The following is a 23,701-nucleotide window of genomic DNA, read 5'->3' on the forward strand; positions in this document are numbered from 1 at the left end:
ATTTCCTGTATGACCTGGGTGTTGTCAACACACCGGAACCATATGCAAAACGTTCCATCCAGGGACTGATCCTCGGACCGGACGGAGACAAGATGAGTAAATCCAAAGGAAACGTTGTTGACCCGCTTGACATCGTAGAAGAATATGGTGCAGATACTCTTCGTACCTATGTACTGTTCATGGGTGATTACGGCGCAGCAACTCCATGGAGTGACAGCTCTGTAAAAGGCTGCAAGAAATTCCTTGACCGTGTGGCAGGTCTGACAGATCTCATTTCTGAGGAACCTGTTTCCGATGAACTGGAAATGAAGATCCACCGTACCATCAAGAAAGTTTCTTCCGATATCGAGAACCTGAAGTTCAACACAGCGATCGCCAGCCTGATGACTCTTCTTAACGAGATCACAGCAGAAGGACGCCTCAGCAAAGATGACCTGGGCATCTTTATCAAGCTCTTAAGCCCGTTTGCTCCGCATCTCTGCGAAGAAATCTGGGAGTTCCTCGGCGGAGAAGGTCTGCTTGCAGTTGCTTCCTGGCCGGTATACGATGAAGGCAAGACTGTTGCCAAGACAGTTGAGATCGGTGTACAGGTAAATGGTAAGGTAAGAGGAACTGTAGTTCTTCCAAACGGCTGTGAGAAAGAGAAGGCATTCGAGATCGCCAAAGCAGATGAGAGGATCGCTTCCTTCCTCGAAGGCAAGAACCTCATCAAAGAGATCTATGTACCGAACAAGATCATCAACTTTGTTGCAAAATAATAAATTTTTCCAACATTTTATGTTGAAAAATCACATACAATAGAGTACAATAAAATACAACAAAAGAATTCCTGGAATGTGCGATGCCCCTTTTTTTATTTGAACCTACATTTATTAATAGGGAATCCAACATCGCTGCTGTGATGTCAGGCCTCTCGTCGTGGAAGGCAGATCATCAGTTGAGGACACCCAACCTGGCGAAAGCTAGGCGTCAAATGGAAGGGAACGGCATTCCGGGGGAATTAAGAAAGAATGAGCCATTTGTATATGGCTCTTTTTTTGAAGAATGAATCGGGAGGAATTACAGCATGGTAACAGAGAGGATTTTTGGAAATTTACCTTCAGGTGAAGAATCACATATTTATCACATTGAGAATGCGGCAGGAGCTTACATAGAAGTTTCACAGTATGGTGCGATCCTGGTGAATGTCTGCGTGCCGGATAAGGATGGCAGACTGACAGACGTAGTCCTTGGATACGATGATCTTGAGAGCTATTTTGTAAATGGATGCTTTTTCGGAGCATGCATCGGCAGAAGCGGCAACCGTATCGCAGATTCCAGATTTATGCTGGATGGCACAGAGATCAAACTGACGCCAAACGAAGGCAAGAACAATCTCCACAGCGGCCCGGACGGATTTGAGAAGAAACTGTGGAATGCATCTGCAGTAGAGGGACAGAATGCAGTTACTTTTTCCAGGATCAGTCCTGATGGAGAGAATGGCTATCCGGGAGAATTCGAAGTTTCTGTTACTTATGAGCTGACAGAGGAGAATGCAGTCCGCATCGTTTACTCCGGTGTGAGCGACAAGACAACCGTTGCAAACATGACGAACCACTCCTATTTCAACCTGAACGGAGAGGGCAGCGGCACTGCAATGGACCAGTATCTTACCATTCATGCGCAGGAATACACTCCGGTCCGTGAGGATTCCATTCCGCTTGGCGAGAATGCATCTGTTGAGGGAACTCCGATGGATTTCCGTACCGCAAAGCAGATCGGCAGAGATATCGAGGCTGATTTTGAACAGCTCAAATTCACAGGAGGTTTTGACCATAACTATGTGACAGACGGATACAACAAGGCGAGCATCCGTGAGATCGCTTCTGCGTGGTCAGAGAAATCCGGTATCCAGATGGATGTTCTTACAGATTGCCCATGCGTACAGTTCTATGCGGCAAACTTCGTGGAGGATGAGCACGGTAAGAACGGACATGTTTATAATAAACGTGAGGCATTCTGCCTTGAGACACAGGTAGAGCCGAATGCAGTCAATGTAGAGAATTTCCATTCACCAGTTCTGGAAGCAGGAGAGAAATATTACTCTGAGACAGTTTACAGATTCTCTGTAAGAAAATAACAGCCATGTTTTCTGGCTTTCCTCATATAATGGATTATGAGGAAAGCCAGATTTTTTTATGTGTATTTAGTGTTGCTTGTGGTACTGCTGAATGAATTGTCTGTACATGACTGTGCAGCAGCCGGACAGACGAAAGAAAACAAAACAGAACCCGAGATCCGGGTAGCACTTACAGATTCTGATTTTCAGTTTGTATATCATGATTCTGTGACAATTTCCTTAAATGGAGAAGAGACTGTCTATGAAGCGGAGGCACTGCGTGGAAGAAATGAGATCATCTCGATCCCGGAGCAGGAAGGAGGAATCCTGATCCCGTCGATCCACAGGCAGTGCGGGACACCTTCCTATGGCGGCAGACTTGAGATCCGGCCGTGTGAAGAGGGACTTCTGGCGATCAATATTCTTCCGCTGGAAAAATATCTGGAGGCAGTTGTACCGAGTGAGATGCCATCCACATACGAAAAAGAAGCGCTCAAAGCGCAGGCAGTCTGTGCGAGAACCTACGCCTGGAAGCAGATGCAGGGCAGCAGACTCCATGAATATGGTGCAGATGTGGATGACAGCGTAAGTTATCAGGTTTACCAGAATGTTGCACCACAGGAATCGACAACAAAAGCGGTCAGGGAAACCGAAGGAATGATCCTGTCCCAGAATGGACAGCCTGTAGAGGCGTATTATTTTTCTACCTCGGCGGGTGTGACGAGCACGGATGAGATCTGGGGAGTTAGCGAAACTGCATCTTATCTCAAAAGCGTTCCCTGTGAATTTGACGCAGAAGAGCCCTGGAGTGCATGGACGGTGCAGATCCCCTGGACTGCTCTAGAAGAGAAGGCCGTTTCCCTTCTGAACCTCGCAGGAAAACTGAAAGCAGTTTCTGTTCAGAAGAAAAGCCAGAGCGGTGCAGTGACAGAACTTACCGTAACGACAGAGGGTGGAACAGGAACGGTTGACGGAGAGTATTCCATAAGGGAATTTCTTTCTCCCAGGGGCTGCAAGATCACAGAAAAAGACGGCAGCGTTACAGAAGGGGGAAAACTTCTCCCCAGTGCCTACTTCGAGATCCAGAGCCAGGATGCGGATGGAATCACCCTGAAAGGCGGGGGATACGGGCACGGCGTAGGAATGAGTCAGACTGCCGCGAATGAGATGGCAAAGGAAGGATACAGCTATGAGGAGATCCTGGAATATTTTTTTCGGGAGATTGAGTTTGTAGACATTTATGGTGTGAAATAAGTGTTTTTTTGCTCAGTAGCTGTGTGCGGAGCGAACAGTAACTCAAACTTGTCACATTGTACACGATATGGTACAATGGTCAATAGACAAATTTGCTGATACCAGGAGAAGAAATATGGAAGAGAAGAAAGCCAAAAGCACGGTACAGTTGATCCTGGGCTTTATGGACCGGACCAAAAATGACCATATCGGTGCTTACGCTGCACAGGCGGCATACTTTTTGATCATGTCGTTTATTCCCTTTGTGCTGGTTCTTACCGCACTGATCCAATATACCCCGCTGACCTATCGGATGCTTCGACAGGTTATTATCGGGTTTGTTCCGACAAACCTTCAGGATTTTGTACTCAAGATCATTGCAGAAGTATTTACCAAGAGCGCAGCGGTCGTGCCGATCTCAGGTGTTTTTGCTCTGTGGTCCTCCTGCAAGGGTATGCAGTCACTCATTACGGGACTGAATGTGATCTATCATGTCAAAGAGACCCGAAACTGGCTGATAAACAGACTGTATTCTATGCTGTATATGTTTCTGTTTGTGATCGCAATTATCATAAGCCTTCTGCTTCTTGTCATGGGAAACCGGATCCATGCGGTGCTTGTGATTCATATGCCGTTTCTGGGGAAAGTCCTTGGAAGGATATTGAGTGCCAAGACATTTCTTGTATTTGTAGTATTGTTTCTTGTATTTCTGGTGCTGTACCGTTACCTTCCGAACCGTAAAGCATCGCTCAAGAGCCAGATTCCGGGAGCTTTTATCATAGCTGTCGCGTGGTCGCTGTTTTCGTACTTTTTTTCGCTGTATTTTACATTTTTCCCGAATTTCAGCAACATGTACGGAAGTCTGTCGGCACTGATCATGGTCATGCTGTGGCTCTACTGCTGTATGAACCTTCTGCTTTACGGTGCAGAGATCAATGCTTATTTTGAGAATCAGTTCCGTCAGGCACAGATTACTTTATGGCAGATGGTCAAAAAAAATCTTGACAGATTTTTCACTATGTGGCATAGTAAGAAAAGATAAGTCAAAGGCTTTGAAGGCGTTTCAGGGAATTGTTTCCTTTCAGAGAGAGGGAGTCAGCGGCTGTAAGCCCCCTTAAGTTCAGACAGTTTCTTATTTTCCCGCCGGAGCTTCATCTTTGAACTATTTCAGTAGGAGATGACGTTGATGCGCGTTAAGCATGACTCGAGTGCCTGCTCTTTAGCAGGAAACAGGGTGGTACCGCGGATAATGACTCCGTCCCTTTTTATGTGGGACGGGGTCTTTTTTGATGCTGTAATAAATAAACAAAAAGGAGATACAAAACCATGGATATGAAGGAAAGACTTCAGGAACTGGCAGAAGCAGCCAGAAAACGGATCGAAGAATCAGACGGTCCGGATAAACTGAATGAAGTAAAAGTTGCTTACCTTGGCAAAAAAGGTGAGCTGACAGCAATCTTAAAAAGTATGAAAGATGTTGCTCCGGAAGACCGTCCGAAAGTAGGACAGATGGTTAACGAGACAAGAACCAGGATCGAGGAACATCTGGAAGCAACCAGAAAGAAACTGGAAGAAGCACTTCGCGAAGAAAAAATGAAAGCAGAAGTGATCGACGTTACACTTCCTGCAAAAAAGGCAATGATCGGACATCGTCATCCGAACAGCATCGCACTGGAAGAAGTAGAGCGTATCTTTATCGGAATGGGCTACGAAGTAGTCGAAGGTCCGGAAGTAGAATATGCAGACTACAACTTCACCAAACTGAACATTCCGGAAGACCATCCGGCAAGAGACGAGCAGGATACTTTCTTTATCAATGATTCTATCCTTCTTCGTTCCCAGACTTCCCCGGTACAGGCACGTACCATGGAAAAAGGCAAACTTCCGATCCGTATGATCGCACCGGGACGTGTATTCCGTTCTGACGAAGTAGATGCAACACATTCCCCGTCTTTCCATCAGATCGAAGGTCTGGTCATCGACAAGAACATCACATTTGCAGACCTTAAGGGAACTCTTCAGGAGTTTGCACAGGAATTGTTCGGACCAGAGACAAAGACAAAATTCAGACCACATCACTTCCCATTCACAGAGCCAAGCGCAGAGGTAGACGTTTCCTGCTTCAAGTGCGGCGGCAAAGGATGCCGTTTCTGCAAGGGTTCCGGCTGGATCGAGATCCTCGGCTGCGGTACTGTTCATCCAAACGTACTGAGAATGTGCGGCATCGACCCGAATGAATATACAGGATTCGCATTTGGTGTAGGTCTTGAGCGTATCGCACTTCTCAAATATGAGATCGACGATATGAGACTTCTGTATGAGAACGATGTACGTTTCCTTAAACAATTCTAGTGTGCTGTCTCATTGACTTTCAGTTAAATAACGCAGAATGTTTTTTCATCGACAAGGCGACTGAACGAGGCGATGCGGTGGCATCGTTGAGCGAAGTACACTAGTTCAATTCTTGCATAGTCTATTATGAAAAATTCGAAAGGTGGATATAAAACATGAATACATCAATGTCCTGGATTAAAATGTATGTGCCGGATCTGGATGTAACAGCCCAGGAATACACAGATGCCATGACACTGTCAGGAACAAAAGTGGAAGGCTTCGAAAAACTGGATGCAGATCTCGACAAGATCGTGATCGGACAGATTGACAAAATAGAAAGACACCCTGATGCAGACAAACTCATCATCTGCCAGGTAAACATCGGAACAGAGACCATTCAGATCGTAACAGGTGCCCCGAATGTCAAAGAAGGAGACAAAGTACCGGTCGTTCTGGACGGCGGACGTGTTGCAGGCGGTCATGACGGCAAAATGACTCCTGGCGGCATCAAGATCAAAAAAGGTAAACTCAGAGGCGTAGAATCCTGCGGTATGATGTGCTCCATCGAAGAACTTGGAAGCACAAGAGAAATGTATCCGGAAGCTCCGGAATACGGCATCTACATTTTCCCGGAAGATGCAGTTGTAGGCGAGAGCGCGATCAAAGCACTCGGTCTTGATGATGTTGTTATTGAATACGAGATCACATCCAACCGTGTAGACTGCTACGGTGTACTTGGAATCGCAAGAGAAGCAGCAGCCACTTTTGACAAAAAATTCGTTCCTCCTGTAGTAAAAGAAACAGGAAACGACGAAAAAGCATCTGACTATGTCAAAGTTACCGTAGAAGATCCGGAACTTTGCCCGAGATATACAGCAAGAGTTGTCAAAAACGTCAAGATCGGACCATCCCCGAAATGGATGCAGAGATGTCTGGCTTCCAACGGAATCCGCCCGATCAACAACCTCGTTGATATCACAAACTATGTTATGGAAGAATATGGCCAGCCGATGCATGCATACGATCTGGATACCATCGAAGGCAGAGAGATCATTGTACGCCGTGCAAAGGCAGGCGAGAAATTTGTAACTCTGGATGGTCAGGAACGTGAGATGGACGACCAGGTTCTGATGATCTGCGACGGCAAGAAAGCAGTCGGCATCGCCGGAATCATGGGTGGAGAAAACTCCATGATCACAGACAATGTACACACGGTACTTTTTGAGGCAGCATGCTTCAACGGAACAAACATCCGTCTTTCTTCCAAGAGGATCGGACTTCGTACCGATGCATCCGGTAAATTCGAAAAAGGTCTTGACCCGAACAATGCCAAAGCAGCAATCGACCGTGCATGCCAGCTTATGGAAGAACTGGGAGCAGGTGAAGTCGTAGGCGGAATCGTAGATATCTGTAACGAGACAAGAGAACCTTCCAGAGTACCGTTTGAGCCGGAGCGCATCAACGCACTTCTCGGAACAGACCTTACAAAAGAAGAAATGCTTGCATACCTTGCAAAAGTAGAACTGACTCTGGACCCGGAGACAAATGAGATCGTAGCTCCGACATTCCGTCAGGATATCCACTGCATGGCAGACGTGGCAGAGGAAGTTGCAAGATTCTTCGGATATGACAAGATTCCGACCACACTTCCGACAGGAGAAGCTACCACAGGAAGACTTCCATTCAAACTCCGCATCGAGAACGTGGCAAGAGATATCGCTGAGTACTGCGGATTTTCAGAGGGAATGACCTACTCCTTCGAAAGCCCGAAAGTATTCGACAAACTTCGCATTCCGGAGGATAGCGACCTTCGCAAAGCGATCACAATCAGCAACCCGCTTGGAGAGGACTACAGCATCATGCGTACAACAACTCTGCATGGCATGCTTTCTTCTCTGGCAACAAACTACAACAGAAGAAACAAAGGCGTTCGTCTGTATGAGATCGGCAAAGTATATCTGCCAAAAGCACTGCCGCTGACAGAACTTCCGGATGAGAGAACACACTTCACTCTTGGAATGTACGGCGCAGGAGACTTCTTTGATATGAAGGGCGTTGTAGAAGAATTCTTCGAAAAATCCGGAATGAAGAAAAAAGTCCACTACACACCGGACAGCAACAAGACTTATCTGCATCCGGGCAGACAGGCAAACATCAGCTACGAAGGCAAAGTAGTCGGTTACCTCGGAGAAGTTCATCCGATCGTTGCAGATAACTATGGAATCGGTGAGAGAACTTACATCGCAGTCATCGATATCCAGAATATCCTTGAATTCTGCGGATTCAACCACAAATTTACAGGAATCGCCAAATATCCGGCAGTTACCCGTGACTTAAGTATGGTTGTTCCGAAACATGTCCTTGCAGGACAGATCGAGGATGTCCTTGAGCAGAGAGGCGGCAAGATCCTTGAATCCTACCAGCTCTTCGATATCTACGAGGGTGCACAGATCAAACCTGGATACAAGTCCATGGCTTATTCCGTGGTATTCCGTGATCATGAAAAGACTCTTGAAGAAGCTGAGATCACAGCAGCAATGAAGAAGATCCTGAATGGTCTGACAGACCTTGGAATCGAGCTGAGAAGCTGATGAAACTTTATGTTGTACGGCACGGGGAAACTGTGTGGAACAAACTTCATAAGGTACAGGGAGTAGCAGATATCCCGCTTGCCGAAAATGGAATCCTTCTTGCCGAAAAGACAGGGGAAGCATTAAAAGATGTTTCTTTTGACCTCTGTATCACCAGCCCGCTCATAAGAGCCAGAAAGACAGCCGAGCTGATCCTTGAGAAACAGTCGGGAAAGGTTTCGGTGATCGAGGATGCAAGGATCCAGGAGATCAACTTCGGTGTCCTGGAAGGTGTCGTGTGCATGAACGATGCGCGTGAATATCTGGATCCGCAGATGGAGAAGTTTTTTACAGATCCATGGAACTTTGAACGTCCGAAGGATGGGGAAAACATTCAGGATATCCTCACTCGGACAAAGGACTTCTGGGAAGAACTCATCCACGATCCCGCTCTTCAGGATAAGACGATCCTGATCGCATCTCATGGATGTGCGGTAAGAGCACTTCTTCATAATGTATATAATGATCCGAAGGATTTCTGGCATGGTTTTGTTCCTCCAAACTGCAGTGTCAATGTAGTTGAGGTCACAGATGGCAAGGCCGTTCTTCTGGAAGATGACAAAGTATATGCATAAATAAAACGAAATAAGACAGCCTGGAAACTTTTTGACAGAGCTTCCGGGCTGTTTTTGTGTTATCCGGGGAAAATGTGTCTAAAGTGTGAGACTTTTGGTAAAGTGGAGAAAACAACTTGTTCACAAAAAAGTGGTATGATATGATAAGAAACAGAAATAGGAGGTAAGCTATGAGAAAAAAAGCGTTAAATATAATACTTTTTCTGGCAGTTGTGATCGCGGCTGTCGGAATGACACTTTATGTTGGCCGCGGAGCTGCCAGCATACTGGTTTACAACTTCTGCTTTCTGGGAATTATGGTGATCGCTTATGCGGTGGGAATGTTCGGCGGAATGTTCCGCATGAATGACCTTTCCAGAGCATTCCGTGATGCGGCAGATGAGCTTAAGGATATTTTTCAGTCACCAGGCAAGATCGATACAAGCAAGCTTTCTTCCCTGAACGGCATTTTTCATCACCGCTATCTGGATGACAAGATGCAGGCATTCACCGATACGATCTCTCAGAGTCAGGAGGGAATTGGTGATATTGAGGAATATCTGAATGAAGAAGACGTGGATGAACACATTCACAAGAGGCTTCTGGAAATGGTGCCGGATATCTTTACCAGCCTTGGTATCCTTGGTACTTTCGTAGGTCTTGTATGGGGACTTAAGAACTTTGAACCAAGCAACTATGAGGCGATGACAACTTCCGTTGCGTCTCTGGTAGATGGTATCAAGGTTGCGTTCCTGACTTCTATTTATGGTATTGCGATGTCCATCGTTTACAGCTGTGGCATGAAATCAGAATATTCTTCTCTGACATCCAATCTCCAGAGCTTTCTGGATCGTTTCCATACATATGTCATGCCGACTGCTGAGAGCGAGTCCATGAATATTCTGGTTGCAAGCCAGAAGAACCAGACAGCAGCCATGGAACAGATGGCAGAGAAATTCTCTGTGCAGATGGCAGACAGCTTTGAGAAAGTCATCACTCCGACTTTCCAGAAGATGAACGATTCTCTCGATGTGCTGGTCAATTCTGTCACCAGATGCCAGGAAGATGCGATCAAGGAGATCCTGGATACGTTCCTTAAGGAAATGAATCTTTCCTTCAAGACACAGTTCGAGGATTTTGGCAGAGCACTTACACAGCTTAAGGATGCACAGACGGATAATACGAATTACACGACAAATCTCTATCAGTCCATGAGCCGTCAGTTAAGTGAGGCCTATGCGGAGCATGAGCATATGATGAGAAGCATGCTTGAGGATACCAGCGCCGCTCAGAAGGATTATCTGGATATGGCTGGCCGCATCCTCAAGGACAACCAGGCGATCCAGAAGGAACAGCAGGCAGATTATCAGCACCTTGCGGATTATCTCAAGGAAGCAGAATCTTCTTCCGCGAAGTTCTGGGTTGCATGTAACCAGACTATGCAGAAATATGTCGAGGCGGCTGCACAGGGAATGGATAAGATCACAGCATCCGGCAAGCGGAATGCAGAACTTGCACAGGCAAATCAGCAGGTTGTTGCAGAGTTCGATGCGAGACTTCAGGAATTTATGAATTACCAGAAACTGTCTTACAAGACCATGGATCAGGTACGCCGTCTTCTTGCGGATATTTCCGCGGCAGGAAGCAGCAAGAATGTGACACTGACTGCCGGACAGATGACACAGAAGCAGTCTTTCGACAAATTAGAAGAACTTCTGGAGCAGCAGGGAGATCAGCAGCAGGCACTTCTTGAAGAACTGAACCGCAATTTACGCGAATTGACCAAGGGAGCACAGAAAGGCAAATTTGGTATATTCAGATAGAATAGGAGAATCAGATGCGCAGAAAGAAAAAATCAGAAAACAACGGCTTCAATGTCTGGCGTTCTTATTCTGATATGATGGCAGGTGTCCTTCTGCTTTTTGTGCTGATCATGTGTGTGACCCTTTTTCAAGCCCAAAAAAGCTACAACGAGAGTATCCAGGAGAGAGATGACAAAATCGCTCTTCAGGAAGAATACACACAGCAGCTTCTGGACAAGCAGACTGCCCTCGATGAGAAGGAAGGAACGATCCAGAATCAGGACGAACAGCTCAAGAGCCAGGATGAACAGCTCAAGACACAGCAGGAAAAACTGGATGAGCAGCAGCAACAGCTGACTGCACTGGCGGCCAAGCTCAAAGAACAGGAAGCAACACTCAAGAACCAGCAGTCCGCTCTTGATACCAAAACTGCACAGCTTAAGAGCCAGCAGGAACAGATCGACCAGATCATCGGTGTCAAGGCAGAGGTTATCGAGGCACTGAAGAATGAATTTTCCAAAAATAATATCAATGTAGATATCGATGCACAGACCGGTGCGCTGACGCTGGAAGCAAGTGTCATGTTCGACTATGACCAAGCAGAACTGACCGATGCCGGTAAGCAGGCACTGGAGCAGATCCTTCCGATCTACTGTAAAGTTCTTCTGCAGGATGATTATATGAAGTATCTTGCAGAGATCATCATTGACGGTTATACCGATACAGACGGAGATTACAGCTATAACCTCCAGCTCTCCCAGCAGAGATCTCTGGCGGTGGCTCAGTATCTTCTTGATATTCAGGGGAATTTCCTGGATTCCACACAGTCAGCGAACCTTCAGAATTATCTGACAGTAAACGGGCATTCCATGGCGAATCCTGTCCTTGACGCAGATGGAAATGTCGATAAGGATGCATCCAGACGAGTGGAGATCAAGTTCCGCCTGAAGGATGAGGAGATGATCGATGAACTGAACCAGATCATGAGCAGTTCTTCAGATACTGCTTCCTCTTCCGACAATACATCTGCGAATTAAATAAAAAACTTCTTGCAATTAAGAATCTTTTATAGTATAATCGTACATGTTGTAAAAACGATGGTCCTCTGTTACAAGATTATGTATTAAGAACATCCAGATAAGAATAGGAGAGAATAAAATGAACGACATTATCAAAAACATTGAGTCTGCTCAGTTAAAAGCAGAAGTACCGCAGTTCCGCGTTGGTGACACAGTAAGAGTACACGCTATGATCAAAGAGGGAAACCGTGAGAGAATCCAGATCTTTGAGGGAACTGTTCTTAAGAGACAGGGCGGAAGCACAAGAGAAACTTTCACAGTAAGAAAGAGCTCCAACGGTGTTGGTGTTGAGAAGACATGGCCGCTTCACTCCCCACACGTTGTTAAAGTAGAAGTTATCCGTCAGGGTAAAGTTCGCCGTGCTAAGCTGAACTACCTGAGAGATCGTGTAGGTAAAGCTGCAAAGGTTAAAGAACGCGTTAGATAATGTATTTTATCTGAAAATTTCAAAAGTTTTAAAAGCAGGGACAATAACGAACAGCTATTGTCCCTCTTTTCCATTATGGAGAGAACAGTTATGGATATAAAAAACTGGAAAGAACATCCCAAAGTCCTGGAACTGAGGGCGAAACTGGAGGACCGCAAGACCCGGGAAATCCTGAAATGGGCCTTTCAGATCACCGTGACACTTGTGTTTGCAGCAGTTGTGGCATTGATGATGTTTCAGACTGTGACAATGCAGGAGAATTCTATGGAACCGACGATCTCCGTCGGCGACCGTTTTTTTGTAAATAAAGCAGTATATAAGTTTTCTTCGCCGCAGAGAGGCGATCTGATCGTTTTTCGGACGAGTGCCAGTGATGATGCGGCTCTGCATATCCGGAGAGTGATCGGGCTTCCGGGGGAACGGATCCAGATCTCGAATGGCAAGATCCTGATCGACGGCAAAGAATACGAAGAGGCAAACCAGTTTCCTGAGATCACGAATCCGGGGCTGGCTTCCACTACAGTAACGCTGGAATCCGGGGAGTATTTCGTCCTGGGAGACAAACGGAACAACAGTGAGGACAGCCGATATGCAGATATTGGAAATGTGAAGAAACGATACATTGTCGGTAAGCTGTGGTTTACCTGCTCGCCGATGAAGAAGTTTGGTTTTATGAAAGGTTAAGACAGATATGAATATACAATGGTATCCTGGTCATATGACCAAGGCAAAAAGACAGATGCAGGAAGATTTGAAACTGATCGATCTGATCATAGAGCTGGTAGACGCCAGAGTGCCGCTTTCCAGCAGGAACCCGGATATCGACCAGCTTGGACAGAACAAATCCCGTCTGATCCTTCTGAACAAGGCTGATCTTGCAGACGAGAGACAGAATGAAGCATGGAAGGAATACTTTCAGAGCAAGGGCTTTTATGTAGTCAAAGTCGATTCACGCAGCGGTTCGGGAATGAAAATGATCCAGAACGTGATCCAGGAGGCCTGCAAAGAAAAGATCGAGCGTGATCGCAGAAGAGGGATCAAGAACCGTCCGATCCGTGCGATGGTAGCCGGAATCCCGAATGTTGGTAAATCCACATTTATCAACACCTTTGCCGGAAAAGCCTGTGCCAAGACCGGAAACAAACCGGGTGTGACCAAGGGCAAACAGTGGATTCGCCTGAATAAGAACGTAGAACTTCTGGACACCCCGGGAATTCTCTGGCCGAAATTTGAAGACCAGCTTGTAGGAATCCGCCTTGCCTGTGTCGGCTCTATCAAGGATGATATCCTGAACATCGAGGAACTGGCTCTCTGGCTTCTCGAGAAACTGAAAAAGGATTATCCGGGAGCCCTTGAGAAACGTTATGGGATTTCTGAGGAGGGAACTCCACTTGAGACACTTGAGGCGATCGCCAGAGCGAGGGGTTGCCTGAAACGTGGAGAAGAACTGGACTATGTGAAGACTTCCGGGCTGATCTTCGACGATTTCCGCGGAGGCAAGATCGGACGCATTACCCTGGAATGGGCAGGACAGCAGGAGAATAATTAAATGAAAAAGATAGGCGAGATCAAAGAAGAATTTGCCGCAGCCAGTGAAGGTCAGTGGGCAGATCTGTGTGCAGGTTACGCGGAGGACCAGAGAAGCGGCGTACAGAAGATCGTTTCTCAGTATCAGAAGAAATTGGAGAATCTTGAGAAGGAAAAACTCCGCATGGAGCAGATGATGCAGTATGAGCATGAATACGAACATCTGGGATATCTCTGTGGTATTGATGAGGTTGGAAGGGGACCGCTTGCAGGACCGGTGGTTGCCTGCGCAGTGATTCTGCCGAAGGATCATGATATCCTTTATCTGAACGATTCCAAGAAACTGACAGCACACAAGAGAGAAGAACTCTATGATGTCATCATGGAGAAAGCTGTCGCGGTAGGCATCGGCATGGCAAGTCCACAGAGGATCGATGAGATCAACATTCTCCAGGCGACGTATGAGGCAATGCGGGAGGCAATCAGTAAGCTTAAAGTCACTCCGCAGCTTCTTCTCAACGATGCAGTGACGATTCCGCAGGTGACGATCCCGCAGGTTCCGATCATCAAGGGAGATGCCAAGAGCGCATCCATTGCAGCGGCCAGCATTGTTGCCAAGGTCACAAGGGACAGAATGATGGTTGAGTATGACAAGACTCTGCCGGGATACGGATTTGCTTCCAATAAGGGCTATGGCTCATCGGAGCACATTGAAGCCCTCAAGAAATATGGTCCGTCCCCGATACACAGAGCAAGTTTTATCACACACTTCGTATAAAATTTTATAAATACCAAAGATACCGACACATAAAAAAGAAAAGAGCGGGCGCGTATCAACAAACGTAAAGTAGGAAGTCGTCGTGAAGAACAGGCGGCTGCCTTTCTGGAAAAACAAGGGCTTAAGATCCTTGAACACAATTTTTTCTGCCGGGGAGGCGAGATTGACCTGGTTGCGAAAGACGGAAAATATCTTGTTTTTGTAGAAGTGAAATACCGGGCGACAACAACTTCCGGAGAAGCGGCAGCAGCCGTAGACTTTAAGAAACAGCGTCGGATCAGCAGGGCGGCACAGTTTTATCTGCTCCGTTATGGATATGGGGAGCCTCCATGCAGATTTGATGTGGTGGCAATTGACGGAGATGAGATCCAGTGGATCAGAAATGCATTTGATTACTGCGGATAAAATGCAGAGAGGAGAGTACACGATGATAAAGATAAAATGGCATCAGGAAAACGAACCCAGGATGCATGTGAATACAAGAGAAGGTGTAACGTATCTTACCTATCCGGAATTTGACAGACTGCCGGGATTTGTGCATGCATTCAGCACCAGACTTGGCGGTGTCAGTGAGGGAATCTATTCTTCTATGAACTTAAGTTTTACAAGAGGTGACAAAGACGAGGCGGTAAGAGAAAATTATCGCAGACTGGCAGATGCAGTCGGTTTCAAAATGGAAGATATCGTGACTTCTGACCAGACACATACAGCAAATGTGCGCCTTGTCACAGAAGAAGACCGCGGAAACGGCATCACGAAACCAAGACCGTACACAGACGTGGATGGGATGATCACCAATGTACCGGGGCTGGTCCTTGCGACATTTTACGCGGATTGTGTGCCTCTGTACTTTATCGATCCGGTGCACCGAGCGATCGGACTTTCTCATTCCGGATGGAGAGGAACGGTGGCAAAGATCGGGGAGGTCACAGTTCGAAGGATGCAGGAAGAATTCGGCTCTGACCCGTCGGAGATCTACGGCGCAGTCGGTCCATCCATCTGCCAGGACTGTTATGAAGTGAGTGAAGATGTGATCGAACAGTTCCGCGCTGCTTTCCCACAAGACAAGTGGGATGCTCTGTTTTATGGTAAGCCGGATGGCAAATACCAGCTGGATCTCTGGGAGGCAAATCACCAGATCATGCTGGGGGCAGGCTTGAAAGAAGAGCATATTTCCATGCCAAATCTGTGCACCTGCTGCAATCCGGAATTCCTTTTTTCGCACAGGGCTTCCCATGGCAGGAGAGGAAATCTGGGGGCATTTCTGGGGATCCGCTGATAAGATACAACTAACAACTGCACAGGCAATAAAAAACGGGCTGCATACAGTACAAAAACTGTATACAGCCCGTAAATATACATGTAAGAAAAAAATCAGCGTTTGCTTACTTTTTCCATCAGCTCCATGATCTTTTCGTTGCTGGAACGAACTTTCTCTACAGATAAGTCATGGTTGATGATGTCCATGATACTTGCAAGGTATTTGCTCATGTTTGCTTCGACGTAATATGGTCTTGTGAGCAGTTCAGGATCACGGTAGTTCAGGTTGGTGGTGATAACCTTGTCGATCCAGCCTTTCTCATAGTATTCATCGAATTTCTTGAGACCGTCTGTGAACAGACCGTAAGTAGTACAGATGAAGACACGCTTTGCTTTACGTTCCTTGATCTGCTTGGCAACATCGAGCATACTCTCTCCGGAAGAGATCATATCGTCGATGATGACAACATCCTTGCCCTCTACGGAATCTCCGAGGAACTCATGGGCAACGATCGGGTTCTTGCCGTTGACAACGGTAGAATAATCACGACGTTTGTAGAACATACCCATATCAACACCGAGAATGTTAGAGAAATATACTGCTCGTGACATCGCACCCTCATCTGGGCTGATGATCATCAGATGATCGTTGTCAAGCTTGAAGTCCTTGACTTCTTTAACCAGTGCTTTGAGGAACTGGTAGGTCGGGAAGAAGTTATCAAATCCGTTGAGCGGGATGGAGTTCTGTACACGTGGGTCATGCGCATCAAAAGTGATAAAGTTGGAAACGCCCATATCACTTAATTCCTTGAGCATCAGTGCACAGTCAAGAGATTCTCTCTTGGTACGGCGGTGCTGACGTCCTTCGTAAAGGAACGGCATGATGACGTTGATACGATGAGCTTTACCGGTAGCTGCGGAAATGATCCTCTTGAGATCCTGATAATGGTTGTCCGGTGACATGTGGTTCTCATGACCGCATACGGTGTAAGTTTCTGTGTAGTTGGTGATATCTACCATGATAAAGAGATCGGCACCACGTACAGATTCTTTGATGTAACCCTTGCCCTCGCCGGTACCGAAGCGGACGCATTCGCACTCGACAAGGAAAGAAGGAAGGCTGTATCCCTGTGGTACAGTGCTCGGTTTCTTCTTTGCTACAAGTTCTTTACGGAATTTTACAAGTTTCTTGTCAACCTCTTTTGCAAGATCCTGACATCCGGCAAGTGCTGCAATACGGATGGGAGCAACCGGGGTCGCTTTTTCAAGTAACTCTATATTTGGCATAATATTCCTCCTAGGTATAGTTTTTCAAACTGAGTCCTACTACATTTATAACATTTGACCTAAATCCCGTCAAGGAATTTATTGATTTTTACCCGGAGAATTGTTATCATAGTAATGATCCGGATATGGACGAAGGCATATCCGAATGACAAAAAGAAAGGAACACCATGAAAAAAAAGAAACATAAGATTTCCAAAGTTCTTCCTGGAAGCATCGGCGAGGAGCTGGAGCTGGAGCCGGGAGATGTGCTGGCAGAGATCAATCATCAGGCGGTGGAGGATGTTTTTGATTACCGTTATCTGATGAACGATGAATATATAGAACTTCTTATAGAGAAAGCCAACGGAGAGATCTGGGAGCTGGAAGTGGAGAAGGATTATGATGAGGATCTGGGAATAGAGTTTGAGAATGGCCTGATGGATGATTACCGTTCCTGTAGCAACCATTGCATGTTCTGCTTTATCGACCAGATGCCGCCGGGAATGAGGGAGACTCTCTATTTTAAGGATGATGATTCCAGGCTTTCCTTCCTGCAGGGAAACTATGTGACATTGACGAATATGAGCCAGGAGGATATTCAGAGGGTGATCAAATATCACCTGTCTCCGATCAATGTTTCTTTCCAGGCAATGAATCCGAAGCTTCGCTGCAAGATGCTCCACAATCGTTTCGCGGGGGATGCCCTCAAGAAAGTGGACCAGCTTTACGAGGCGGGGATCACCATGAACGGACAGATCGTTCTGTGCAAGGGAGTCAACGATGGTGAGGAACTGGAGTACAGCCTGGAGAAACTTTCTGCATATGCGCCGGTCCTTCAGAGTGTATCAGTGGTCCCAGTAGGCCTGACGAAATTCCGTGACGGACTTTACCCGCTGGAAAGTTTTGAACGTGAGGATGCGATCAAGGTTCTCGAACAGATCCATCGCTGGCAGCGCAAGATGTACAAGGAACATGGAATCCATTTCATCCACGCTTCTGATGAGTGGTATATTCTCGCAGGACTGGAACTTCCGGAGGAAGAGCGGTATGATGGTTATCTTCAGCTTGAGAACGGAGTGGGAATGCTGAGACTTCTGGATACAGAGGTTAGACTAGCTGTTGAGAAACGTACGGGAGATGAGAAACCAAGATCCATTACCGTTGCGACCGGCAAGCTGGCAGCACCTTATATCGAGAAATGTCTCGAAAAGATTTCCACGAAATATCCGAATCTTGAATATGAAGTGATCACGATCAGGAACAATTTCTTCGGCGAAAAGATCACAGTTTCCGGGCTTATCACAGGCACCGACCTGAAAGAACAGCTTTCGAACCGCAAGCTGGGTGAGAGAGTTCTGATCCCGTGCAATATGCTCAGAAGCGGTGAGAATGTTTTTCTGGATGATCTGACCGTGGATGATGTTTCAAAGGCAATTGGAAGAGAAATCGTAATCGTAGAGGAAGACGGGGAAGATCTGGTATCTTCTGTACTGGATCCCGTTCAGAATAAAAAACAGACAAGGAGACAAATGTATGAGCAAACCAGTAGTAGCAATAGTGGGCAGGCCTAATGTCGGCAAATCCACGTTGTTTAACGCCCTGGCAGGCGAAATGATATCTATTGTAAAAGATACACCGGGTGTGACCCGTGACAGAATTTATGCTGATGTGACATGGCTGGACAAATCCTTTACCATGATCGATACTGGCGGAATTGAGCCGGACAGCGGTGACATCATTCTTTCTCAGATGAGAGAGCAGGCACAGATTGCGATCGACACTGCCGATGTTATCGTATTTATCACAGATGTACAGCAGGGACTTGTGGATTCTGATGCGAAGGTTGCAGATATGCTGCGCCGCAGCCAGAAACCGGTCATTCTTGTTGTAAACAAGGTAGACAGCGTTCAGAAATATATGATGGACGTTTATGAATTTTATAACCTTGGTATCGGAGAACCGATACCGATCTCCGCAGCCAACCGTACCGGACTTGGCGATATGCTGGATGAGATCGTCAAGGAATTCCCGGAAGGACTTGACACAGAAGAGGACGACGACATTCCGAAGATCGCTGTTGTAGGTAAACCGAACGTAGGTAAGTCTTCCTTGATCAACCGTCTGCTTGGTGAGGACCGTGTGATCGTATCCGATATTGCAGGAACTACAAGAGATGCCGTCGATGCCAAAGTCAAATGGCAGGGCAAAGAATACATCTTTATCGACACCGCAGGACTCCGCCGCAAAGGCAAGATCAAAGAAGAGATCGAGCGTTACAGCGTGATCCGTACTGTGACAGCAGTAGAGCGTGCACATGTTGTCGTGATCGTGATCGATGCGACAGAGGGTGTCACTGAGCAGGATGCTAAGATCGCCGGAATCGCACATGAGCGCGGCAAGGGCGTTATCATCGCGGTCAATAAATGGGATGCCGTTGAGAAGGACGACAAGACCATCTACAAACACACAAACCGCATCAGAGAAGTGCTGGCGTATATGCCGTATGCAGAACTTGTTTTTATCTCTGCCAAGACAGGCCAGCGTCTGCCGAAGCTTTTTGAGACCATTGATGCAGTTATCGAGAACCAGACACTCCGTATCCAGACCGGTGTTCTTAATGAGATCCTCGCAGAAGCCGTTGCCATGCAGCAGCCGCCGTCTGACCGTGGCAAGCGTCTCAAGATCTTCTATATGACTCAGGTTGGAGTGCGCCCGCCGACATTCGTGATCTTTGTAAATGACAAAGAACTGATGCATTTCTCCTACACCCGTTACATCGAGAACAAGGTAAGGGATGCATTCGGTTTCCGCGGCACACCGCTGAAATTTATTATCCGTGAACGCGGGGAAAAGAGTTGAATGAAATGACTGAACGTTTGATATGCCTTCTGGTAGGTTATGTTTTTGGACTGTTCCAGACTTCTTATATTATTGGAAAGATGCATAAGACAGATATCCGTGAACATGGAAGTGGCAATGCAGGAACCACCAATGCCCTGCGCACGTTTGGCAAAAAAGCCGGCGCGATGACGCTTCTTGGCGACTGCCTCAAATGTGTGCTGGCGATCGTGGTCGTGCGATTGATCTTCCGTAACTCTGCCGCTGGTGTCATGCCTCTGCTTGCAATCTATGCGGCAGCAGGCTGTGTCCTTGGTCATAACTTTCCTATCAACCTTGGATTCCGCGGCGGAAAGGGAATCGCGGCATCTGTTGGATTTCTGATCGCTTTTGACTGGAGAATTTTTGTCCTCTGTGCGATCGTGTTCTTTGTGATCTTTTTCCTGACACATTATGTTTCACTGTGCTCATTAAGCTGCTATATGGTTGCACTGATCGCACTGATCGTGCGCGGCGAGCATGGTGCTTACGGGATGGACAGACCACACACCCTGGAGATGTACGGGGTGATGGTGTTTCTGACCTGCCTTGCGTTCTGGAGACACAGAGCCAATATCGTGAGGCTGGTACGCGGAGAAGAAAACAAAGTACTTGTCGGAAAATCAAAGAAAGGTTAAAAGGTAGCATAATGGCAAAAATCAGTGTATTGGGAGCAGGAAGCTGGGGAACTGCACTTTCGGTCCTTCTGAGCAATAATGGACATGAGGTTCGTCTCTGGTCCAGATTTCAGGAAGAAGTAGATGCTCTCAAAGAAACGAGAGAACTTACTTCCAAACTGCCGGGGGTACATATCCCGGAGAATATCGATCTTACTGCAGATGTGAAAAGTTGCGTGGAAACCGCAGAAGTGATCGTTCTGGCTGTGCCGTCCCCATATATCAGAAGTACATCGAAATTGATGGCAGCTGATGTAAAGGAAGGACAGATCATTGTCAATGTTGCCAAGGGAATCGAAGAAAAGACCCTGATGACCATGACAGACATCATCAGCGAAGAGATCCCGGCAGCAGGCGTCTACGTGCTTTCCGGACCGAGCCACGCAGAGGAAGTGGGAAGAGGGCTTCCGACGACCTGCGTGATCAGCGGACCGAAGAGAGAGACAGCAGAGTATCTCCAGGGGATTTTTACAAGTCCTGTATTCCGCGTTTATACGACACCGGATACGCTCGGCGTAGAACTTGGAGGCTCACTCAAGAATGTAATCGCACTTGCGGCAGGAACCGCAGACGGACTTGGATATGGAGACAACACCAAGGCGGCTCTGATCACACGAGGGATTGCGGAGATCGCACGCCTTGGAACGAAGATGGGCGCCAGAGTGGAGACTTTTGGAGGGCTTTCCGGGATCGGAGATCTGATCGTAACCTGCGCGAGTGTCCACAGCCGTAACCGCAAGGCCGGCTATCTGATCGGTAAGGGATACACGATGCAGCAGGCAATGGATGAAGTTCAGATGGTCGTCGAGGGCGTTTATTCCGCCAAGGCAGCCAAGAGCCTTGCTGAGAAATACGAAGTAGAGATGCCGATCATCATGGAAGTCAACAAAGTCCTGTTTGAAGACAAACCAGCAGCCGACGCCGTAAGAGACCTGATGCTCCGCGACAAAAAAGTAGAAACACCAATGCTGCCATGGTAAAAACAGTCAAAAAAGACGATTTTTACCGGCAGATGTTCAAGCTTGCGATTCCGATCATCATTCAGAACCTGCTCAGTGCGGCAGTAAACTCATCGGATGTGATCATGCTGAATTATGTAGGACAGTCTGCGATCTCGGCAGTATCACTGGCAGCAAATTATTCTAACATTCTGTTTATGGTATATTATGGACTGGGCACTGGAGCATCCCTTTTGTGTGCACAGTACTTTGGCAAGAAAAACATGCAGGCGATCCATGCCGTAGAGGGAATTGCCCTTCGCTTTTCGCTTGCAATCTCAGTACTTGTGGCACTGGCTGCATTTACCATGCCGCAGAGGATGTTATTATTATTCACTTCAGATCAGGAACTGATCGCGATCGGATCTTCTTACATACGGATCATGGGGATCACCTATCTCTGCTGGGGAGTGACAGAAATCTACCTTGCGATCCTTCGAAGCATCGGCCGCGTGACGATCAGTATGACATTGAATATGCTGGCATTTGGACTAAACATTCTGTTGAATGCCGTTTTTATTTTTGGACTGTTTGGAGCACCGAAGCTTGGAGTGACCGGTGTGGCGATCGCAACGGCATCTTCCAGGCTGATACAGCTCGTTGCCTGCGTGATCGTATCTTTGTTGAGCAAAGATGTAAAACTGAATCCAGCTTATATGTTTATCCGAAGCAAGACGCTGCTGAATGATTTCATCCACCTTTCTCTCCCGGCACTTGGAAATGACCTTTCCTGGAGTGTGGCTTTTTCCATGTATTCTGTAATTCTGGGACATCTTGGAACAGAGGCGGTGGCAGCCAATTCACTGGTTACTGTTGTTCGAAACGTAGGATCTGTTTTCTGCTTTGCGATCGCGAGTGCAGGAACGATCCTTCTCGGCAGAGTGATGGGACAGGAAGAACTCGAGAAATCCAAATCCTATGCGTCCAGAATGCTGAAGATGACAGTTGTAGCAGGAGCAGTAGGAGGTGTGATCGTACTGGCGGTAACTCCGTTTGTACTGAGATTTGCATTTCTGAATGATACGGCAATGCACTATCTGAAATATATGCTCCTGATCAACAGCTACTATATCATGGGATCTGCGGTAAACACAGCGCTGATCGCCGGGGTTTTCCGTGCAGGAGGCGATACGAAATTCGGTCTGATCTGTGATACGATCGATATGTGGGTCTATGCAGTACCGCTTGGATTCTTTGCGGCGTTCGTGCTGAAGCTTCCGGTGCTCTGGGTATATTTCCTTCTGTGCACCGATGAATTTGTAAAATGGCCATGGGTCATCCGTCATTACCGCAAGGGAGAATGGGCAAAGAATATCACAAGAGAAGATATCTTCGAATAACTGAATGTAAGGCTTAAAAAAGCCGGTCGATCATACACAAAAGGTGATCAACCGGCTTTTGACCGCGTATAATATGAAAATAATCAAAAAATAGTATCTCTCAGATCCTCCGGAACATGAGAACTGTGGTAATTCTGATTGAGCGTGTCGAGAAGATCCATGTCCTCCTGCTCAATCTCAAAATCAAAAATACGTGCATTGGCAGCAATACGCTCCGGGCGGGTGGATTTTGGAATTACGGAGATACCCTTCTGAACAGCCCAGCGAAGTCCGATCTGAGCAGGCGTATGTGCATATTTCGTACCAAGTACGCAGAGGATATCATTGTCCAGATAAGCGCCTCGCGCCAGTGGAGCATAAGCCTGTACCTGGATCCCGTTTGCCTGGCAGTATTCAATGAGCTCCCGCGGATAGCAGAGAGGATGGCATTCGATCTGGTTGACTGCAGGAATGATCCCGGATACCTTACGAAGTTCTTCGAGATGACGGATCTCAAAATTGCTGACACCGATAGAAAGAGCCCGTCCAGATTCAAGAAATTTCTCCATTTCCTTCCAGGTATTGAGATAACATCCCGGAACCGGCCAGTGGATCAGATAAAGATCGATATAATCAAGACCAAGACGGTCAAGGCTTCGCTCAAAAGCCCCGTCCACATCTCCGAGACGCTGTGCGTTATTCCAGATCTTGGTGGTGATAAAAAGATCCTTACGCGGAACTCCGCATCGTGCAATACCACGTCCGACACTCTCTTCGTTCTTGTATGCAGAAGCAGTATCGAACAGGCGGTAGCCGTTCTTGGCTGCGGATATGATGGCATT

Annotated in this window: 22 protein-coding genes, 1 other RNA gene and 1 other annotated feature; of the genes, 21 read left to right on the forward strand and 2 right to left on the reverse strand. The window is 47.0% G+C overall.

Going from position 1 to position 23,701, the window contains the following annotated elements; translation table 11 throughout:
- The 16 genes from QZL69_RS11215 to pgeF form a co-directional block, all read left to right on the forward strand.
- Positions 1 to 758, forward strand: a 758-nt coding sequence (locus QZL69_RS11215; RefSeq protein WP_291519453.1) for a class I tRNA ligase family protein, incomplete at its 5' end; no start/stop codon positions are given.
- Positions 759 to 823: 65 nt separating this feature from the next.
- Positions 824 to 1,002: non-coding RNA, 6S RNA (ssrS, locus tag QZL69_RS11220), on the forward strand.
- A 64-nt stretch (positions 1,003 to 1,066) separates the two neighbouring features.
- Positions 1,067 to 2,119: an aldose epimerase family protein gene (locus QZL69_RS11225; RefSeq protein ID WP_022215299.1), complete on the forward strand. Its 1,053-nt coding sequence runs from the start codon at positions 1,067 to 1,069 to the stop codon at positions 2,117 to 2,119.
- Positions 2,120 to 2,179: 60 nt separating this feature from the next.
- Positions 2,180 to 3,352 carry a SpoIID/LytB domain-containing protein gene (locus tag QZL69_RS11230; RefSeq protein WP_227222445.1) on the forward strand — a complete coding sequence of 391 codons (1,173 nt, stop codon included), beginning with the start codon at positions 2,180 to 2,182 and terminating at the stop codon, positions 3,350 to 3,352.
- Between the two features lie 115 nt (positions 3,353 to 3,467).
- Positions 3,468 to 4,373, forward strand: coding sequence for a YihY/virulence factor BrkB family protein (locus tag QZL69_RS11235; RefSeq protein WP_022215301.1), 906 nt, complete (start codon positions 3,468 to 3,470; stop codon positions 4,371 to 4,373).
- A 1-nt stretch (position 4,374) separates the two neighbouring features.
- Positions 4,375 to 4,597: a binding site (T-box leader), on the forward strand.
- A 66-nt stretch (positions 4,598 to 4,663) separates the two neighbouring features.
- A complete protein-coding gene (gene pheS, locus QZL69_RS11240; protein WP_118252470.1) occupies positions 4,664 to 5,683 on the forward strand; it encodes a phenylalanine--tRNA ligase subunit alpha in 1,020 nt (339 codons plus the stop codon).
- Positions 5,684 to 5,838: 155 nt separating this feature from the next.
- Positions 5,839 to 8,256, forward strand: a complete 2,418-nt coding sequence (gene pheT, locus QZL69_RS11245; protein WP_022215303.1) for a phenylalanine--tRNA ligase subunit beta — start codon at positions 5,839 to 5,841, stop codon at positions 8,254 to 8,256.
- Entirely contained in the window at positions 8,256 to 8,870 is a 615-nt protein-coding gene (locus QZL69_RS11250) for a histidine phosphatase family protein (RefSeq protein ID WP_022215304.1), read from the forward strand. Before pheT ends, QZL69_RS11250 begins: the two co-directional genes overlap by 1 nt.
- Positions 8,871 to 9,040: 170 nt before the next feature.
- Positions 9,041 to 10,672 carry a MotA/TolQ/ExbB proton channel family protein gene (locus QZL69_RS11255; RefSeq protein WP_022215305.1) on the forward strand — a complete coding sequence of 544 codons (1,632 nt, stop codon included), beginning with the start codon at positions 9,041 to 9,043 and terminating at the stop codon, positions 10,670 to 10,672.
- Positions 10,673 to 10,686: 14 nt separating this feature from the next.
- Entirely contained in the window at positions 10,687 to 11,688 is a 1,002-nt protein-coding gene (locus tag QZL69_RS11260) for an OmpA family protein (protein WP_022215306.1), read from the forward strand.
- A gap of 121 nt (positions 11,689 to 11,809) precedes the next feature.
- The gene (gene rplS, locus QZL69_RS11265; protein ID WP_022215307.1) at positions 11,810 to 12,157 is read left to right on the forward strand and encodes a 50S ribosomal protein L19; all 348 of its coding nucleotides are present in this window, start codon (positions 11,810 to 11,812) and stop codon (positions 12,155 to 12,157) included.
- Between the two features lie 90 nt (positions 12,158 to 12,247).
- The gene (lepB, locus tag QZL69_RS11270; protein ID WP_022215308.1) at positions 12,248 to 12,841 is read left to right on the forward strand and encodes a signal peptidase I; all 594 of its coding nucleotides are present in this window, start codon (positions 12,248 to 12,250) and stop codon (positions 12,839 to 12,841) included.
- Positions 12,842 to 12,848: 7 nt separating this feature from the next.
- Positions 12,849 to 13,706, forward strand: a complete 858-nt coding sequence (ylqF, locus tag QZL69_RS11275) for a ribosome biogenesis GTPase YlqF (protein ID WP_022215309.1) — start codon at positions 12,849 to 12,851, stop codon at positions 13,704 to 13,706.
- Positions 13,707 to 14,462, forward strand: coding sequence for a ribonuclease HII (locus QZL69_RS11280; RefSeq protein WP_022215310.1), 756 nt, complete (start codon positions 13,707 to 13,709; stop codon positions 14,460 to 14,462). It begins immediately after the preceding gene.
- Between the two features lie 54 nt (positions 14,463 to 14,516).
- Positions 14,517 to 14,867 carry a YraN family protein gene (locus tag QZL69_RS11285; RefSeq protein ID WP_291519465.1) on the forward strand — a complete coding sequence of 117 codons (351 nt, stop codon included), beginning with the start codon at positions 14,517 to 14,519 and terminating at the stop codon, positions 14,865 to 14,867.
- Between the two features lie 22 nt (positions 14,868 to 14,889).
- Positions 14,890 to 15,741, forward strand: coding sequence for a peptidoglycan editing factor PgeF (pgeF, locus tag QZL69_RS11290; RefSeq protein WP_022215311.1), 852 nt, complete (start codon positions 14,890 to 14,892; stop codon positions 15,739 to 15,741).
- Between the two features lie 95 nt (positions 15,742 to 15,836).
- On the opposite strand, the gene QZL69_RS11295 is transcribed toward pgeF, so the two are convergent.
- Positions 15,837 to 17,009 (reverse strand): ribose-phosphate pyrophosphokinase, encoded by a 1,173-nt coding sequence (locus QZL69_RS11295; RefSeq protein ID WP_022215312.1) that lies wholly within the window; start codon positions 17,007 to 17,009, stop codon positions 15,837 to 15,839.
- Between the two features lie 167 nt (positions 17,010 to 17,176).
- Here QZL69_RS11295 and QZL69_RS11300 point away from each other — a divergent pair, with 167 nt between their 5' ends.
- Genes QZL69_RS11300 through QZL69_RS11320 form a run of 5 tightly spaced genes read left to right on the forward strand, consistent with a single transcriptional unit; the run spans position 17,177 to position 22,880 of the window.
- Entirely contained in the window at positions 17,177 to 18,559 is a 1,383-nt protein-coding gene (locus QZL69_RS11300) for a DUF512 domain-containing protein (RefSeq protein ID WP_022215313.1), read from the forward strand.
- On the forward strand, positions 18,522 to 19,847 hold the full coding sequence (der, locus tag QZL69_RS11305) for a ribosome biogenesis GTPase Der (RefSeq protein ID WP_022215314.1): 1,326 nt from the start codon (positions 18,522 to 18,524) through the stop codon (positions 19,845 to 19,847). Before QZL69_RS11300 ends, der begins: the two co-directional genes overlap by 38 nt.
- Positions 19,848 to 19,852: 5 nt before the next feature.
- Complete coding sequence (gene plsY, locus QZL69_RS11310) at positions 19,853 to 20,503, forward strand: glycerol-3-phosphate 1-O-acyltransferase PlsY (RefSeq protein WP_022215315.1); 651 nt, start codon at positions 19,853 to 19,855, stop codon at positions 20,501 to 20,503.
- 11 nt (positions 20,504 to 20,514) lie between these two features.
- The gene (locus tag QZL69_RS11315; RefSeq protein ID WP_022215316.1) at positions 20,515 to 21,522 is read left to right on the forward strand and encodes an NAD(P)H-dependent glycerol-3-phosphate dehydrogenase; all 1,008 of its coding nucleotides are present in this window, start codon (positions 20,515 to 20,517) and stop codon (positions 21,520 to 21,522) included.
- A complete protein-coding gene (locus QZL69_RS11320) occupies positions 21,516 to 22,880 on the forward strand; it encodes an MATE family efflux transporter (RefSeq protein ID WP_022215317.1) in 1,365 nt (454 codons plus the stop codon). The genes QZL69_RS11315 and QZL69_RS11320 overlap by 7 nt, the downstream gene beginning before the upstream one ends.
- Positions 22,881 to 22,963: 83 nt before the next feature.
- On the opposite strand, the gene QZL69_RS11325 is transcribed toward QZL69_RS11320, so the two are convergent.
- Positions 22,964 to 23,701, reverse strand: a 738-nt coding sequence (locus QZL69_RS11325; protein WP_291519462.1) for an aldo/keto reductase, incomplete at its 5' end; no start/stop codon positions are given.

It is taken from the genome of Blautia sp. CAG:237, assembly GCF_000436615.1.
GTDB lineage: Bacteria > Bacillota > Clostridia > Lachnospirales > Lachnospiraceae > Blautia_A > Blautia_A intestinihominis.

Coding starts and splice junctions, on each gene's coding strand:
- QZL69_RS11225 (WP_022215299.1), top strand. CDS start 1,067: ATGGTAACAGAGAGGATTTTTGGAAATTTACCTTCAGGTGAAGAATCA.
- QZL69_RS11235 (WP_022215301.1), top strand. CDS start 3,468: ATGGAAGAGAAGAAAGCCAAAAGCACGGTACAGTTGATCCTGGGCTTT.
- pheS (WP_118252470.1), top strand. CDS start 4,664: ATGAAGGAAAGACTTCAGGAACTGGCAGAAGCAGCCAGAAAACGGATC.
- pheT (WP_022215303.1), top strand. CDS start 5,839: ATGAATACATCAATGTCCTGGATTAAAATGTATGTGCCGGATCTGGAT.
- QZL69_RS11250 (WP_022215304.1), top strand. CDS start 8,256: ATGAAACTTTATGTTGTACGGCACGGGGAAACTGTGTGGAACAAACTT.
- QZL69_RS11255 (WP_022215305.1), top strand. CDS start 9,041: ATGAGAAAAAAAGCGTTAAATATAATACTTTTTCTGGCAGTTGTGATC.
- QZL69_RS11260 (WP_022215306.1), top strand. CDS start 10,687: ATGCGCAGAAAGAAAAAATCAGAAAACAACGGCTTCAATGTCTGGCGT.
- rplS (WP_022215307.1), top strand. CDS start 11,810: ATGAACGACATTATCAAAAACATTGAGTCTGCTCAGTTAAAAGCAGAA.
- lepB (WP_022215308.1), top strand. CDS start 12,248: ATGGATATAAAAAACTGGAAAGAACATCCCAAAGTCCTGGAACTGAGG.
- ylqF (WP_022215309.1), top strand. CDS start 12,849: ATGAATATACAATGGTATCCTGGTCATATGACCAAGGCAAAAAGACAG.
- QZL69_RS11280 (WP_022215310.1), top strand. CDS start 13,707: ATGAAAAAGATAGGCGAGATCAAAGAAGAATTTGCCGCAGCCAGTGAA.
- pgeF (WP_022215311.1), top strand. CDS start 14,890: ATGATAAAGATAAAATGGCATCAGGAAAACGAACCCAGGATGCATGTG.
- QZL69_RS11295 (WP_022215312.1), bottom strand. CDS start 17,009: ATGCCAAATATAGAGTTACTTGAAAAAGCGACCCCGGTTGCTCCCATC.
- QZL69_RS11300 (WP_022215313.1), top strand. CDS start 17,177: ATGAAAAAAAAGAAACATAAGATTTCCAAAGTTCTTCCTGGAAGCATC.
- der (WP_022215314.1), top strand. CDS start 18,522: ATGAGCAAACCAGTAGTAGCAATAGTGGGCAGGCCTAATGTCGGCAAA.
- plsY (WP_022215315.1), top strand. CDS start 19,853: ATGACTGAACGTTTGATATGCCTTCTGGTAGGTTATGTTTTTGGACTG.
- QZL69_RS11315 (WP_022215316.1), top strand. CDS start 20,515: ATGGCAAAAATCAGTGTATTGGGAGCAGGAAGCTGGGGAACTGCACTT.
- QZL69_RS11320 (WP_022215317.1), top strand. CDS start 21,516: ATGGTAAAAACAGTCAAAAAAGACGATTTTTACCGGCAGATGTTCAAG.